The organism is Microbacterium sp. zg-Y818, assembly GCF_030246905.1.
Classification (GTDB): domain Bacteria; phylum Actinomycetota; class Actinomycetes; order Actinomycetales; family Microbacteriaceae; genus Microbacterium.
Genome location: NZ_CP126741.1, coordinates 1,589,400 through 1,603,364, shown reverse-complemented (window position 1 = coordinate 1,603,364; position 13,965 = coordinate 1,589,400). Strand labels below are relative to the sequence as shown.

The window sequence follows — 13,965 nt, the reverse complement described above, 5'->3', positions numbered from 1 at the left end:
TCTCTGCGAACCCTTCTTCCTGAGCAAGAGAGCAGTGCAATGACGACCACGACGAAACGTCGCGGGTCGCTCGCCAGGGTCGAGACCCGCCAGGCGCTGGGCTTTGCAAGCCCAGCCCTGGTGGGCCTCGCCCTGTTCACGATCGTGCCTGTCGGGCTGTCGATCGTGATGAGCGTCTTCGACTGGCCGACCTTCGGTGAGCGCACCTTCACAGGCGCCGACAACTACGCGACTCTGTTCACCGCGAGCCCCGACTTCTGGCCGGCGCTTCGGAACTCCGCCGTCTACACGCTGCTGTACGTGCCGCTGAGCGTCGCGCTCTCGCTCGTGCTGGCGATCGGCCTGGGCCCTCGCATCCGCGGCCGCGGCGCACTGCGGGTGCTGTTCTTCATTCCGGTCGTCGTGCCGATGGTGGCGAACGTCCTGGTGTGGAAGATGATGCTGCAGCCGCAAGGCCTGTTCAACGGCATCGCCCAGGGCTGGTTCGGGGTCGGTCTGCCCAACTTCCTCGCCGATCCCTTCTGGGCGATGATGATGGTCGTCGCGATGAGCGTGTGGCAAGGGCTCGGCTACAACATGCTGATCTTCTCGGCCGCCCTCGAGCAGCTGCCCGACAGCGTGCTGGAAGCCGCGAGCATCGACGGCGCGAGGGGGTTCCGGCTCGTGTGGAGCGTCATGATCCCGATGATCTCGCCTGCCATATTCTTCGCCACGATCATGACGATGATCACCTCACTGCAGGTCTTCGCGCAGCCGCAGCTGCTCACCGGGGGCGGGCCGGGCAACGCCACGAAGCCCCTCGTGATGTTCATCTGGGAGCAAGGGTTCACGTTCGGCGATCTCGGGCTCGCCGCAGCGGCGGCCTGGATCCTCTTCGCGATCATCATCGCCATCACCGGCATGCAGTTCGCCGCTCAGCGGAAGTGGGTGCACTATGAGCACTGAAACCGAGACCCGCACTCTGCTCCTGGGAACCGACGATGAGTTCGTCCGCGAGGAGACCGGCCGCCGCGGGGCGATCGCCCGCACGCGCGGCGAACGTGTGCGGCTGGTCATCGCCCACGTCTTCGTCTATCTGGCCGCCGCGGTGTTCGTCGCGCCGCTGGTGTACGCCTTCTTCTCGGCACTCAAGCCCAACATCGAGATCTTCTCGATGCCGCCGACCCTCATCGGCTCGCAGATCAAGTGGGGCAACTTCGCCGAGGTCTTCGCCTACGGACCGTTCTGGACCTACATCGGCAACTCGCTGTTCGTCGCCGTCGCCGGCACGCTGGTCGTGCTGATCGTGTCGACGACCGCCGGCTACGCCTTCGGCCGTCTGCGGTGGAAGGGTCGGGATGCCGTCTTCCTGCTGTTCCTGGCCACCCTCATGGTGCCGGCAGAGGTGCTCGTGATCCCCATGTTCCAGGTCATGCAGTGGTTCGGGTGGGTCAACACCTACCAGGCGCTCATCCTGCCCTTCGCCTTCACCGCGTTCGGCACGTTCCTGATGCGCCAGTTCTTCCGCGGCATCCCCTTCGAACTCGAAGAGGCGGCCCGTGTGGATGGTGCCGGGCCCGTTCGCACCTTCCTGCAGATCATCCTGCCGCTGTCGAAATCCGCCGTGGCGGTGCTGTCGGTGTTCACGTTCTTGTCCTTCTGGAACAGCTACCTGTGGCCGCTGATCGTCACGGTGGACTACGCCTCGCTCGGCACGCTGCCGGTGGGACTGGCCAGCTTCTCGGGCCTCACCGGCACCCGCTGGGACCTGCAGATGGCGGCGGCGATCATCTCGATGATCCCGACGACTCTGCTGGTGATCGTCCTGCAGAAGCATCTCGTCAAGGGCATCGCCATGGCCGGGCTGGGCGGCCGATGAGCGCGGCGAACGGTCGCGTCGTCGCGGGCATCGACATCGGCGGCACGAAGACCGCCGCCGTGCTCATCGCCGCAGACGGGACGGTGATCGCCCGGGCGACGCGGGGCACGCCGGCGCGCGAGGGCGGGGCGGCCATGAGCGAGGCCGCCGCCTGCATGGTGGAGGAGATGTACGGGTCTTCCGGTGTGCGCGCCGACGCGGTCGGCGTCGGGGCCGCGGGGGTGGTCGACCCCGACACGGGCACGATCCGCGCGGCATCCGACACGTTCACCGACTGGGCGGGCTTTGCCCTGGGCGAGCGCCTGTCCGCTCGGCTGTCGCTGCCGGTGAAGGTGGAGAACGACGTGAACGCGTTCCTCCTCGGCGAGCGGGCCTGGGGCGCCGCGCGCGGGTCGGATGTGCTGGGAGTCATGCTGGGCACCGGCGTCGGCGGCGCGCTGGTGCTGGGCGGGCGGCTGCGCCACGGTCCGCACGGGGCCGCCGGTGAGATCGGGCACACGCCCGGCTACGGCGATCTGCCGTGCACATGCGGACTCACCGGCCACCTGGAGACGATCGCCTCTGGCACCTCCATCGCGCGGCGCTATGGGGCGGCGACCGGCAGCCCCGTGGAATCGGCGCGTGTCGTCGCCCAGCGGGCGCGCGCGGGCGACCCCGACGCACTGGCGGTCTTCGCCGACGCGGGGAGAGCCGTCGCGCTGGCCTGTGTGTCCGCGGCCACACTCGTCGATCTGCCCCTCGCGGTGGTCGGCGGCGGCGTCGTCGGCGCCTGGGACCTCCTGGAGCCGGCGGTCCAGAGCACGCTTGCCACCGACCCGCCCGTCTCGGGAGTGCCGCTGCGCATCGTGCCCGGTGCGCTGCGCTCGGATGCCGTGGTGCTCGGCGCTGCGGCGCTCGTCGCCTCACCCTTTTCATCCCCGTCGACCGAAAGCGAGAACAACCGTGGCATCGCGTCCTGACCCCGACCGCGTATGGAAGGGTGCCCTCGATCCGGTGCACCGCGACGGCCTCGAGCGCCCGCGCATCGGCATCGGCGGCATCTCCATCGAATCGAGCACCTTCTCGCCGCACGTCTCGGGCGATGAAGCCTTCACGATCCGCAGCGGCGCCGAGCTGCTGGCCTACTATCCGTTCCTCGCCGAGGGGGAGCAGCTGCGCGACGCGGCGGAGTGGGTGCCTCTGACACACGGCCGTTCGCTTCCCGGCGGCGCGGTCGCGCCGCAGACCTATGCACGCATGAAGCGCGCGATCGTCGACGGCATCCGCGCCCAGGGACCGTTCGACGCGTTCTTCTTCGACATCCACGGGGCGATGAGCGTGGTCGGCATGGACGACGCCGAGGGTGACCTCGCGCTCGCCGTGCGGGAGGCACTCGGTCCCGACACGCTGGTGTCGACGTCGATGGACCTGCACGGCAACGTCTCGGATGCACTGTTCGACACCGTCGACCTGCTGACCTGCTACCGCATGGCACCCCACGAGGACTGGATGAACACCAAGCAGCGCGCGGTGCACAACCTGCTCGCGCGTCTGCGGGGGCCGCACGGCGCCGATCCCGACGCCCGCCGGCCACTGAAGGCGTGGGTGCGGGTTCCGGTGCTGCTGCCGGGGGAGAAGACGAGCACCCGCATCGATCCGGCCCGGTCGGTGTACGCGCTCGTCCCCGAGGTCGAGGAGCTCGACGGTGTGCTCGACGCCGCCGTCTGGGTGGGCTACGCGTGGGCGGACGAGCCCCGGTGCCACGCGACGGTGATCGTGACCGGCGACGACGGTGCGGTGATCGCCCGCGAGGCCGAGCGCATCGCGCGGCGCTATTGGGACGTGCGCGCAGACTTCGCCTTCGTCGGCCCCACGGCAAGCCTCGACGAGGCGCTGGACGAGGCCCTGGCCGACGGCGCCCCGCGCCCGTACGTCATCTCGGACTCCGGCGACAACCCGACCGCCGGCGGCGCCGGCGACGTCTCGTGGACCCTCGGCCGTCTGCTCGAGCGGCCGGACCTCCGAGACCCCGCAAAGACGGTGCTCGTCGCATCGGTCTTCGATCCCGCCGCCGTGGGCGCCGCGGCATCTGCCGGCGTCGGAGCGACGGTGACGCTTTCGGTGGGCGGTCGGGTGGATGCCGGCCCCCGCGGACCCGTTGAGATCACCGGCGAGGTCTTCTCGGTGACGCCCGGCGACCCGGTTGCGGGCACCCAGGTCGTGGTGCGCTCCGGAGCCGTGCACGCCATCGTGACCGAGCGACGCAAGCCCTTCCACCATCTCGACGATTTCCGCATGCTGGGGCTCGATCCGCATTCCGCCGACATCGTGATCGTGAAGATCGGCTACCTGGAGCCGGAGCTGTACGACCTGGCCGCCGGATGGACGATCGCGCTGACGCCCGGCGGGGTCGATCAGGATCTGCTGCGGCTCGGGCACTCGAGGCTGCGCCCGGGGGTCTACCCCTTCGACGTCACCGAGGGCGAGCCGGACCTGGCAGCCCTCGTCACCCGCCGACGCGGCGAGGAGGTCCGCGCATGAACTTCGAGACACGCACCGGCCCCGACTTCGGGGACGCCGCCCCGCAGTACCCCGATGCCACGGTGCCCGAGTGGTACCGCGACGCCAAGCTCGGCTTCTTCGTGCACTGGGGGCTCTACTCGGTGCCCGCGTGGGCGCCTGCCCACCCGCCCGGGGGCGTTCCCGTCGAGGACGCCTACGGGCACCACCAGTACGCCGAGTGGTACGCCAACACGGTGCGCATCGCCGGCAGCCCCACGTGGCGGCGCCATCAGCAGATCTACGGCACCGGCACGAGCTACGAGGACCTTGCCGACCGGTGGGACGCCGGCGGATTCGACGCGGATGCGTTCGTCGGGGAGCTGGTCGGTGCGGGCGCGAAGTACGTGGTCCCCACCACCAAGCACCACGACGGGTTCTGTCTCTGGGACACCGCGACGACCGGGTTCAACGCCGCGCGTCGCGGCCCGCGCCGCGACCTGATCGCCGAGTTCCACGACGCCACCCGTCGCGCCGGCGCGCGATTCGGGGTGTACTACTCCGGTGCATTGGACTGGCATGTGAGCGATTTCCCGCCCATCGAGAGCGACACCGATCTGTTCCGGTTCCGCCGGCACGACGAGTGGTTCTCTCGCTACTCGGCGGCGCAGCTCGACGAACTCGTCGAGCGCTTCTCGCCGGACGTGCTGTGGAACGACATCGAGTGGCCCGACGGCGGAAAGGGCGCGGCGGACCACGGGCTGGCGGCGCTTCTGGGCCGCTACTTCGACAAGGTGCCGGACGGGGTCATCAACGACCGCTGGGGTGTGCCGCGCCACGGCTTTCTCACCCGGGAGTACACCCACGTCGGCGAGGTGCTCGACACCCCCTGGGAATCCACCCGGGGCCTCGGGTACTCGTTCGGCTACAACCAGGCAGAGGATGCCGGGCACTCGCTGTCGGGCCACGCGCTCATCCGGCTGCTCGCCGACGTGGTGTCCAAGAACGGCAACCTGCTGATCAACGTCGGCCCTCGGGCCGACGGCTCGATTCCCGACCTGCAGCTGCAGGCCATGCGCGAGCTCGGCACGTGGCTGCGTCGCGACCGCGGCGCCGTCTACGGCACGCGGCCGTGGATCCGCGCCTTCGAGGAGACGGGCGCGCCCCGTGCCTACACCACCTCTCCCGGCGCGGTGCATGTGATCGCACTGGACCCGTCCGCAGGCAGCATCGACCTGCCAACCGAGCTGTCGAACGGCCACGCGCGATGGGCCGACGGCACCGAGGTGGTCGTGGACCAGCGTGCGGACGGGCGGGTGGATGCCATCGTGCCCGACGCCCTGCGCGGCGAGGCCGCCGTCGCCCTCACGGTGACCTCGTGACGCCCGCTTTCGGGACCGCTGCGGTCGAGATCGCCGTGCAGAGCGCTGCGGGCGCCCGCAGCGCGATCGCCGCCGGCGCGGATCGGCTGGAGCTCTGCCAGGCCCTCGAGGTCGGCGGGCTCACGCCGTCGCTCGCCCTGGTGGAGGCGGTGTGCGACGCGGTCGGCGGTGAGCGGGTGAACGTCCTGGTACGGCCCCGCGGCGGAGGGTTCGTGTACGACGCCGACGAGATCGCCGTGGTGGCTGCCGATGTGCGCGCGATCGTCGCCTGCGGTGCGGGCGGCGTCGTGGTGGGGGCCCTGGACGAGGCGGGACTCGTCGACCGCGCGGCGCTGCAGCGTTGGCGTGCGGCGGCGGGCGACGCGACGGTGACGTTTCACCGCGCGATCGATGCCAGTGCGCACCCGGACGAGGTGCTCGATGCGCTGCTGGCCGAAGGGGTCGACCGGGTGCTCACCTCGGGTGGCGCGCTGCGCAGCATCGACGGCGTCGAGCGGCTCGCGGCCCACGTGACTCGCGTCGGCGGCGCCATGGAGGTCATGGCCGGCGGGGGAGTGACCCCTGCCGACATTCCCGCGATCCTGGCATCCGGTGTCGACGCCGTGCATCTGTCTGCCCGCGCTCGCGCCGGGCTGGGCGCATCGGCGGGTCCCGGCGGCGGCACGGCCGGTCACGACGTCACCGATGCGACGGTCGTTGCCGCCGCCGTTGCTGCGGCACGCCCGCCGCGGGGCTGATCCGCCCGCTGCAGACGGACTGTGGGGCCCGCGCCTACGTCCGGCGTGCCCACTCAGGCCAGGCGGTAGATCCGCTCGGCGTTGGCCCAGAGAATGTCGTCGACGTGGCCGGGGGCGGCGTCTTGTGCCCACTCTGTGACGAAGCGCTCCCACCGTGCGTAGGGCCACGAGACGGGCCAGTCGCCTCCGAAGAGCAGTCGCTCGGGGCCGAATGCGGCCAGCGCGGCATCGAGGAACGGGGTGAGCTGGGCCGCCGTCCAGTCGGTCGAGCACTCCGCGGGCAGCCCGGAGAGCTTGCAGGCGGTGCCCGGCCGGTCCGCCAGCCGCTGCAGGTCGGCCCGCCACCCTGCGCTCGGCAGGGTCGAGACGTCGGGCTTGCCGAGGTGGTCCAGCACGACGGTCAGCTCGGGCACCGCCTCCGCGAACGCGGCGACGTCGGGCAGCTGCGGGTGCCGGACGCAGGCGTCGAAAGCAAGGCCCGCCTCGGCGACCGCGCGCGCAGACGCCACGAACTCCCGTGAGGTCGCCAGCCCGCCGGGCTCGTCCTGCAGCAGACGGCGCACGCCGACGACGAGCCGGCGCCCCCGCAGTGCGCTCAGCCCTTCCCGCGAGGCTTCGTGGTGCTCCATCGGCAGATGGGCGACGATGCCGCGCACCCCCGCATCCGCCGCGAGACCCGACACCCAATCGACCTCGGCCAGACTGTCCGCCGGGGCGCACTCGGCCTGTACGAACACTGCCGATCGGCGGGCGGGGGGCGCTTCGAGGAGAGCCGCCCGACGCTCTTCCACACTGAAACGTCCGAGGAGCCGGCCCTCGAGCCACCCATAGCGCAGAACCGCCGGATCCCAAAGGTGCAGGTGGCTGTCGAGAACGCGCATCCCGCCAGTATCCCGGATCCGCAGCGGACATGGGATGTCTAGGGTTGCGCCCGTACGATGGGTGTCATGGCCGTGACAGACGAGGCGATCGAGAAGATCAAGGCGATGATCGTTTCGGGGGAGCTCGCTCCGGGTGACCGTCTCCCTCCCGAAAAGGAGCTGTCGGAGCGCCTCGGCCTCTCTCGCAATTCGATGCGCGAGGCGGTGAAGGCGCTCGAGGTGATCCGCGTGCTCGACGTGCGCCGCGGCGACGGCACGTATGTCACGAGCCTGGATCCGAGCCTGCTGCTGGAGGCGACCTCCTTCGTCATGGACATGCACGACGACGCGTCGCTGCTGGAGATCTTCCAGGTTCGGCGCGTGCTCGAAGCGCACGCGACAGGCGCCGCAGCCCAGCGTGCCGACGAGGCCGACATCGCCCGGCTCGAGGCCGAGCTGCTCACCGTCGACGCCGACACCGACATCGAGACGCTGGTCGAGCACGACCTGCGCTTCCACGGCGCCATCGTCGCGCTGGGCGGCAACCACTATCTTGCGAGTCTCGTCGAGAGTCTCACCAGCCAGACCGTGCGAGCCCGGGTGTGGCGTGGGCTCACCGAGGCGGGGGCGGTGGAGCGCACCCTGCGCGAACATGCCGCCATCGCCGAGGCGATCGCCACACACGACGTGGAACTGGCCTCGTCCCTGGCCACCGCGCACGTCGCCGGCGTCGAGCAGTGGCTGCGTCGCGCCCGACGTCGAGCGTGAAGGTGCGGCCTCCTTCGATGGGCCCGGTCACGGGCTACCCTGGGGGCATGGCCCGACCCGACGACGACGCGCTCGCGTGGGAGGGGGACGACGATCCCACCCTCGCCGTGAATCCGGCCGCAGCGGCCTCCCTGCCCGAGGGCTACCGCGCCGTCGGTCGCGGAAGCGAGAGGCTCGAAGGGTCTGACGGTGCGGATGCCGCAAGCGACGAGCCCCTCGTCGATGGCGCTGCTCCGGCACCCGGCATGAGCAACGCCGCCCTCGTGGGCGTCGGGGTGTTCGCGGGCGTGTACCTGCTGCTGTCGCTCGGCTGGCTGCTCGGCGCGGCGCGACTGCAGCTGATCGCCCAGCTGTTCCTCGACCCCGTCGCCTTCCAGGTGACGATGTGGATGGCGGTGCTGGCTCCGCCGATCTGGTTCGCCACGGTGTTCCTGCTCACGCGGTCGTCGCGCACCTGGGTGCGCCTGTCCCTGCTCGCCGCGGGAGCGGTGCTGCTGGTGCCGTGGCCCTTCGTCCTCGCCGGGGTGACGCTGTGACCGCCGCCGCGGCCGCCGGCCCCCGGCGCACGGCGCTGCCGACATGGCTGATCGCGGTGGTCGCCGGTGCCTTCCTGCTGCTCTACGCCTTCGTGTTCTGGACGGCTCTGGGGTTCCTTCTCCAGCAGGCCGGGGGAGTGGAGGGTCTCACCGGCTACGGCTGGTTCGTGCTGCTCCTGCCGGTGATCTTCCCGCCCGCCGTCTTCGCGATCGCCTTCGCGATCGGCTGGCGCCGCCGCGCGCTGCCGTTCGTGGCCGTCATGCTGACCGGGCTGGCGTTCGTGGCGGCGTTCTGGCTCGACGTGCTCGCATACGCCGCGGCAGCGCCCTCGCTCTACGGCGCCTGAGTCCTGCCGCGTCACACTGTCAGGAGCGCCGATGCGCTCGCGATAGGCTGAACGCGCCCCGTCCACCTGCTGTGGCGGGCTTCCCCTCAGTCGCGGTGCACGCGATCGCGTGCGCTGCCGCCCCGAAGGATCCAGCGTGCCTCAGCCCGTCGTGCTCATCGCCGAAGAACTCTCTCCCGCCACGATCGACGCCCTCGGGCCCGACTTCGATGTGCGATACGTCGACGGCGCCGACCGCGCAGCCCTGCTCCCCGCCCTCGCCGACGCGCACGCCGTGCTCATCCGCTCGGCGACCAAGATGGATGCCGAGGCCATCGCCGCCGCCCCGTCGCTGCAGGTGATCGCCCGCGCGGGAGTAGGTCTCGACAACGTCGACATCAAGGCGGCGACAACCGCCGGGGTGATGGTCGTCAACGCCCCCACGTCGAACATCATCTCCGCAGCCGAGCTCACCATCGGCCACATCCTGAGCCTGGCGCGCCGCATCCCCGCCGCACACGCCTCGCTCGCGGCGGGCCAGTGGAAGCGCAGCGCGTACACCGGTGTCGAGCTGTTCGAGAAGACCGTGGGCATCATCGGGCTCGGCCGCATCGGCGCGCTCATCGCGGCGCGGCTGCAGGCGTTCGGCATGAACGTCGTCGCCTATGACCCGTACGTCACGAGCGCCCGTGCACAGCACCTCGGGGTGCAGCTGCTGCCGCTGGACGACCTGCTGCAGCAGTCCGACTTCATCAGCATCCACATGCCGAAGACCGCCGAGACGAGCGGCATGATCTCCACCGAGCAGTTCCGCCTCATGAAGCCCACCGCCTACATCGTGAACGTGGCACGCGGCGGACTCATCGACGAAGAGGCACTGTACACAGCCCTGACGACCGGCGAGATCGCCGGCGCGGGCCTCGACGTCTTCACCTCGGAGCCGCCCGCAGAGGGCGGGACCGCGCGCCGCCTGCTGGACCTGCCGAACGTTGTCGTCACGCCGCACCTGGGCGCATCGACCGACGAGGCACAGGAGAAGGCCGGTGTCTCGGTCGCGAAGTCCGTGCGCCTCGCCCTCGGCGGTGAGCTGGTGCCCGACGCGGTCAACGTCGCCGGCGGCGTCATCGATCCGTACGTCCGCCCTGGCATCCCGCTGGTCGAGAAGCTCGGTCAGATCTTCAGCGCCCTGGCCCACTCTCCGTTGACGAGCCTCGACGTCGAGGTGCACGGCGAACTCAGCCAGTACGACGTCAGCGTCCTGAAGCTCGCGGCGCTCAAGGGAGTGTTCACCAACATCGTGAGCGAGAGCGTGTCGTACGTGAACGCGCCGCTGCTGGCTGAGCAGCGTGGCGTCGAGGCCCGTCTGATCGTCGACGACCAGTCCGACGAGTACCGCAACGTCATCACGCTGCGCGGCGCGCTTTCGGACGGCTCGCAGCTTTCGGTCTCCGGCACTCTCACCGGCACGAAGCAGATCGAGAAGCTGGTCGGCATCAACGACTACGCGGTGGAGCTGCCCATCGAGCGTCACCACGTCGTCATGCTCTACACCGACCGGCCCGGCATCGTCGCGGTGTACGGCCAGAAGTTCGGCGAGGCCGGCATCAACATCGCCGGCATGCAGATCGCCCGGCGTACGGCCGGCGGCCAGGCGCTGTCGGTGCTGACGGTCGATTCGCCGGTGGCCGACGAGGTGCTCGACGCCGTCGGCTCGGCGATCCACGCCGATCTGTTCCGTCAGATCGAGATCACCGAGTCCTGAGCGTCGCCTCTTCGACCAGCGCGATGAGCGCGTCCATCGCGGCGCCGCGGGGCAACGGACCCGGCACGGAGCCGCCGGCGAGGGCGTTGTTGAAGTAGAGCCCGTCGCTGACGAGCATCACGAGGTCCAGCGCCGTCTCGTCGCGCACGTGCGGACGCAGCACCGTCGCCCAGTCGTCGCGGATGGTGCGAAGCGCGTCGCCCGCGGTCGCATTGCCGCCCTGGGCCAGCCGCGATGCCGCGAGCAGGGCGCGGTCGAGCGGATCGTTGTCCATGGCCGACGAGCGCAGGAAGTACGCCACCGGCCCGTCGGGGGCGGCCGCCATGGCGGCGACGTCGGCGTCGACGAGCGCGCGCAGCCGCTCGAGAAGCGCCGTCTCCAGCGCCTCCTTGGTGCCGAAGTGATAGAGCAGCCCGCCTTTGGAGACCCCGGCGGCCTGGGCGGTCGCCTCGATCGTGGCGGGACGCTCACCCTCATCGATCAGAATCGCCTCGAAAGCGTCGAGCACCTTCTCGCGGGCAAGCGGGGGACGACTCATGCGCAAGATCGTATCGACGGCGGGTTGGTCATCCTGTTACTATACCGGCTGGACGGTAAACAATCATGATGACGCTGACAGAAGAGATCCGCCTCGCCGACAGCCAGGGCAGACGCGTCGGCTGGCGCGGCTGGGCGGCGCTGGTCGTGCTGATGCTGCCGGTGCTGCTCGTCTCCGTGGACAACACGGTGCTGAGCTTCGCGCTGCCCGACATCGCCCGCGACCTCGCGCCGACGAGCGCCGAGCAGCTATGGATCATCGACGCCTATCCGCTGGTCCTCGCCGGCCTCTTGGTGACGATGGGAACCCTCGGCGACCGCTTCGGGCGCCGACGGATGCTGCTGATCGGCGCCACCGGATTCGCCGCGGTGTCGGTCGCTGCTGCCTTCGCCCCGACGGCCGTGCTGCTGATCGCCGCACGCGCCGGCATGGGAGTGTTCGGCGCCATGCTCATGCCGTCGACGCTCTCGCTGCTGCGCAGCATCTTCACCGATCGCAACCAGCGGCGCTTCGCGATCGCCGTGTGGGCGTCGATGTTCTCCGCCGGCGCGGCGCTCGGCCCCATCGTCGGCGGCCTGCTGCTCGAGCACTTCCCGTGGGGCTCGGTCTTCCTCATGTCGGTGCCGGTGCTCGTTCCGCTGCTCGTGCTCGCCCCGCTGCTCGTGCCGGAGAGTCGCGACCCCCGGCCCGGGCGCATCGACCCGCTCAGCATCCTGCTGTCGCTGGCGACCATGGTGCCCATCGTCTACGCGATCAAGGAGTTCGCCGTGCACGGCCCGGGTGCGCTGCCGCTCGTGCTGCTGATCGCGGGCGTCACCTTCGGCGCGCTGTTCGTGCGCCGCCAGCTTCGGTCATCGTCGCCGATGCTCGACATGCGGCTGTTCTCGCGTGGCACGTTCAGCGGCGCGCTGCTGGTCAACCTGCTGAGCGTTGTGGCCCTCGTCGGCTTCCTCTTCTTCATCTCGCAGCATCTGCAGCTCATCGTGGGGCTGTCTCCGATGGATGCCGGGCTCGCCCTGGTGCCCGGCATGGCCGCCATGATCGCCGCCGGGCTGCTGATCGTGCCGATCGCCAAGCGGGCGGACCCCCGCATCGTGGTGAGTGTCGCGCTGCTGTTCTCGGTGGCGGGCTACGTCACCGTCGCCCTCACCGCCGATCCCGACGCGCTGCTGCCGCTCGTCCTCGCGTTCGTCCTTCTCGGCATTGGCATCGGGGCGGCCGAGACGGTCTCGAACGACCTCATCCTCGCCAGCGTCCCGCCGGCGAAGGCGGGCGCCGCGAGCGCGGTGTCCGAGACGGCGTACGAGCTCGGAGCGGTGCTGGGCACCGCCGTGCTCGGCGGCATCCTCACCGCGATGTACCGAAGCGGGATCGTGGTCCCCGAGGGGCTCCCGGCCGCCGCGGCCGACGCGGCGCGCGAGACTCTCGCCGGCGCCATGACCGCTGCGCGCGGGCTGGATCCCGCGGTGGCCGAGGCCCTAAACTCCAGCGCCGCCCACGCGTTCGACGCGGGGGTCGGTGTCACCGCGCTCATCGGCGCCGGGCTCGTCGTCGTCGCAGCGGTCATCGCGGCCACTACCCTGGGATCATCCCGCGCCGCGCCCGAACAGGTCGCCGACTGAGCTGGGGCGCGGCCCACATCAAGGAGTGTCATGTCGCGCGTCGTCAAGCTCGCCGTCATCCCCGGTGACGGCATCGGGCCGGAGGTCATCGCCGAGGCCGAGAAGGTGCTCGCGGCAGCGACGGCGGGCTCCGAGGTGACGTTCGAATCGACCCGCTTCTCGCTTGGGGCCGGTCGGTACCTCGAGACCGGCGACACCCTCACCGACGACGACCTCGCCGCTGTCGCGGGGCACGACGCGATCCTTCTGGGCGCCGTCGGGGGAGTGCCCGGCGACCCGCGGCTGAAGGACGCCAACATCGAGCGCGGCCTGCTGCTGAAGCTGCGCTTCGCGCTGGACCACTACGTGAACCTGCGTCCCTCCAAGCTCTACCCCGGGGCCGCCGGCCCACTGACACACCCCGGCGACATCGACTTCGTGGTCGTGCGCGAGGGGACCGAAGGACCGTACGTGGGCAACGGCGGGTCGATCCGCACCGGCACCCCGCACGAAGTGGCCAACGAGACGAGCGTCAACACCGCCTATGGCGTGGAACGGGTCGTCCGCTACGCCTTCGACCTGGCTGAGCGCCGGCGCAAGAAGCTCACCCTCGTGCACAAGACCAACGTGCTGGTGCACGCCGGCGGCATGTGGAAACGCATCGTCGATGCCGTCGCCGCGGACCACCCCGATGTCGCCGTAGACTATCTGCACGTCGACGCGGCGACGATCTTCCTGGTCACGAACCCGGATCGCTTCGACGTGATCGTCACCGACAACCTCTTCGGTGACATCCTCACCGACTTGGCCGGCGCCGTCACCGGCGGCATCGGCTTGGCGGCTTCGGGGAACATCAACCCCGGCGGCGCCTTCCCCTCGATGTTCGAGCCCGTGCACGGCTCGGCGCCGGACATCGCAGGACAGCAGAAGGCCGATCCCACGGCCGCGATCCTCTCCGTCGCCCTCCTGCTCGATCACCTCGGGCTCACGGACGAAGCGCAGCGCGTCACCCGCGCGGCCGAGGACGACATCGCGGCACGGGACGGCAGCGCCCGCACCACGGCGCAGATCGGCGACGCGATCGCCGCCCGTCTCGCCTGACTGCGGGCGTACGCTGAC

At 70.5% G+C, this 13,965-nt stretch carries 14 protein-coding genes; 12 read left to right on the top strand and 2 right to left on the bottom strand.

Features of this window, described 5'->3' with window-relative positions:
• Positions 1 to 39: 39 nt before the first annotated feature.
• The 6 genes from QNO21_RS07435 to QNO21_RS07410 are packed head-to-tail and all read left to right on the top strand — an operon-like array spanning position 40 to position 6,455.
• Positions 40 to 945 carry a carbohydrate ABC transporter permease gene (locus tag QNO21_RS07435; protein WP_257513880.1) on the top strand — a complete coding sequence of 302 codons (906 nt, stop codon included), beginning with the start codon at positions 40 to 42 and terminating at the stop codon, positions 943 to 945.
• Positions 935 to 1,858 (top strand): carbohydrate ABC transporter permease, encoded by a 924-nt coding sequence (locus QNO21_RS07430; RefSeq protein ID WP_257519083.1) that lies wholly within the window; start codon positions 935 to 937, stop codon positions 1,856 to 1,858. Before QNO21_RS07435 ends, QNO21_RS07430 begins: the two co-directional genes overlap by 11 nt.
• A complete protein-coding gene (locus tag QNO21_RS07425) occupies positions 1,855 to 2,817 on the top strand; it encodes an ROK family protein (RefSeq protein ID WP_257519082.1) in 963 nt (320 codons plus the stop codon). Before QNO21_RS07430 ends, QNO21_RS07425 begins: the two co-directional genes overlap by 4 nt.
• A complete protein-coding gene (locus QNO21_RS07420) occupies positions 2,801 to 4,378 on the top strand; it encodes a M81 family metallopeptidase (RefSeq protein ID WP_257519080.1) in 1,578 nt (525 codons plus the stop codon). Before QNO21_RS07425 ends, QNO21_RS07420 begins: the two co-directional genes overlap by 17 nt.
• Positions 4,375 to 5,718 (top strand): alpha-L-fucosidase, encoded by a 1,344-nt coding sequence (locus tag QNO21_RS07415; RefSeq protein ID WP_257519079.1) that lies wholly within the window; start codon positions 4,375 to 4,377, stop codon positions 5,716 to 5,718. The genes QNO21_RS07420 and QNO21_RS07415 overlap by 4 nt, the downstream gene beginning before the upstream one ends.
• Complete coding sequence (locus QNO21_RS07410) at positions 5,715 to 6,455, top strand: copper homeostasis protein CutC (protein ID WP_257519078.1); 741 nt, start codon at positions 5,715 to 5,717, stop codon at positions 6,453 to 6,455. The genes QNO21_RS07415 and QNO21_RS07410 overlap by 4 nt, the downstream gene beginning before the upstream one ends.
• A 53-nt stretch (positions 6,456 to 6,508) precedes the next feature.
• On the opposite strand, the gene QNO21_RS07405 is transcribed toward QNO21_RS07410, so the two are convergent.
• Entirely contained in the window at positions 6,509 to 7,336 is an 828-nt protein-coding gene (locus tag QNO21_RS07405; RefSeq protein WP_257519077.1) for an amidohydrolase family protein, read from the bottom strand.
• Positions 7,337 to 7,402: 66 nt separating this feature from the next.
• On the opposite strand from QNO21_RS07405, the gene QNO21_RS07400 reads away from it, so the two are divergent.
• From QNO21_RS07400 to serA, 4 genes are all read left to right on the top strand, one after another.
• Positions 7,403 to 8,083, top strand: coding sequence for a FadR/GntR family transcriptional regulator (locus tag QNO21_RS07400; protein ID WP_257513887.1), 681 nt, complete (start codon positions 7,403 to 7,405; stop codon positions 8,081 to 8,083).
• A gap of 47 nt (positions 8,084 to 8,130) precedes the next feature.
• Complete coding sequence (locus tag QNO21_RS07395; RefSeq protein WP_257519076.1) at positions 8,131 to 8,619, top strand: DNA polymerase III subunit gamma/tau; 489 nt, start codon at positions 8,131 to 8,133, stop codon at positions 8,617 to 8,619.
• Complete coding sequence (locus QNO21_RS07390; protein WP_257519075.1) at positions 8,616 to 8,966, top strand: bacitracin resistance protein; 351 nt, start codon at positions 8,616 to 8,618, stop codon at positions 8,964 to 8,966. The genes QNO21_RS07395 and QNO21_RS07390 overlap by 4 nt, the downstream gene beginning before the upstream one ends.
• Before the next feature lie 136 nt (positions 8,967 to 9,102).
• Positions 9,103 to 10,707, top strand: coding sequence for a phosphoglycerate dehydrogenase (gene serA, locus QNO21_RS07385; RefSeq protein ID WP_257519074.1), 1,605 nt, complete (start codon positions 9,103 to 9,105; stop codon positions 10,705 to 10,707).
• On the opposite strand, the gene QNO21_RS07380 is transcribed toward serA, so the two are convergent.
• On the bottom strand, positions 10,694 to 11,245 hold the full coding sequence (locus tag QNO21_RS07380; RefSeq protein WP_257513891.1) for a TetR/AcrR family transcriptional regulator: 552 nt from the start codon (positions 11,243 to 11,245) through the stop codon (positions 10,694 to 10,696). The two genes, serA and QNO21_RS07380, sit on opposite strands and share 14 nt — an antisense overlap.
• 65 nt (positions 11,246 to 11,310) lie before the next feature.
• On the opposite strand from QNO21_RS07380, the gene QNO21_RS07375 reads away from it, so the two are divergent.
• Both QNO21_RS07375 and QNO21_RS07370 read left to right on the top strand, forming a co-directional pair.
• Positions 11,311 to 12,867 carry an MFS transporter gene (locus QNO21_RS07375; protein ID WP_257519073.1) on the top strand — a complete coding sequence of 519 codons (1,557 nt, stop codon included), beginning with the start codon at positions 11,311 to 11,313 and terminating at the stop codon, positions 12,865 to 12,867.
• A 30-nt stretch (positions 12,868 to 12,897) separates the two neighbouring features.
• Complete coding sequence (locus QNO21_RS07370) at positions 12,898 to 13,947, top strand: 3-isopropylmalate dehydrogenase (protein ID WP_257519072.1); 1,050 nt, start codon at positions 12,898 to 12,900, stop codon at positions 13,945 to 13,947.
• The last annotated feature ends 18 nt before the right edge of the window (positions 13,948 to 13,965 follow it).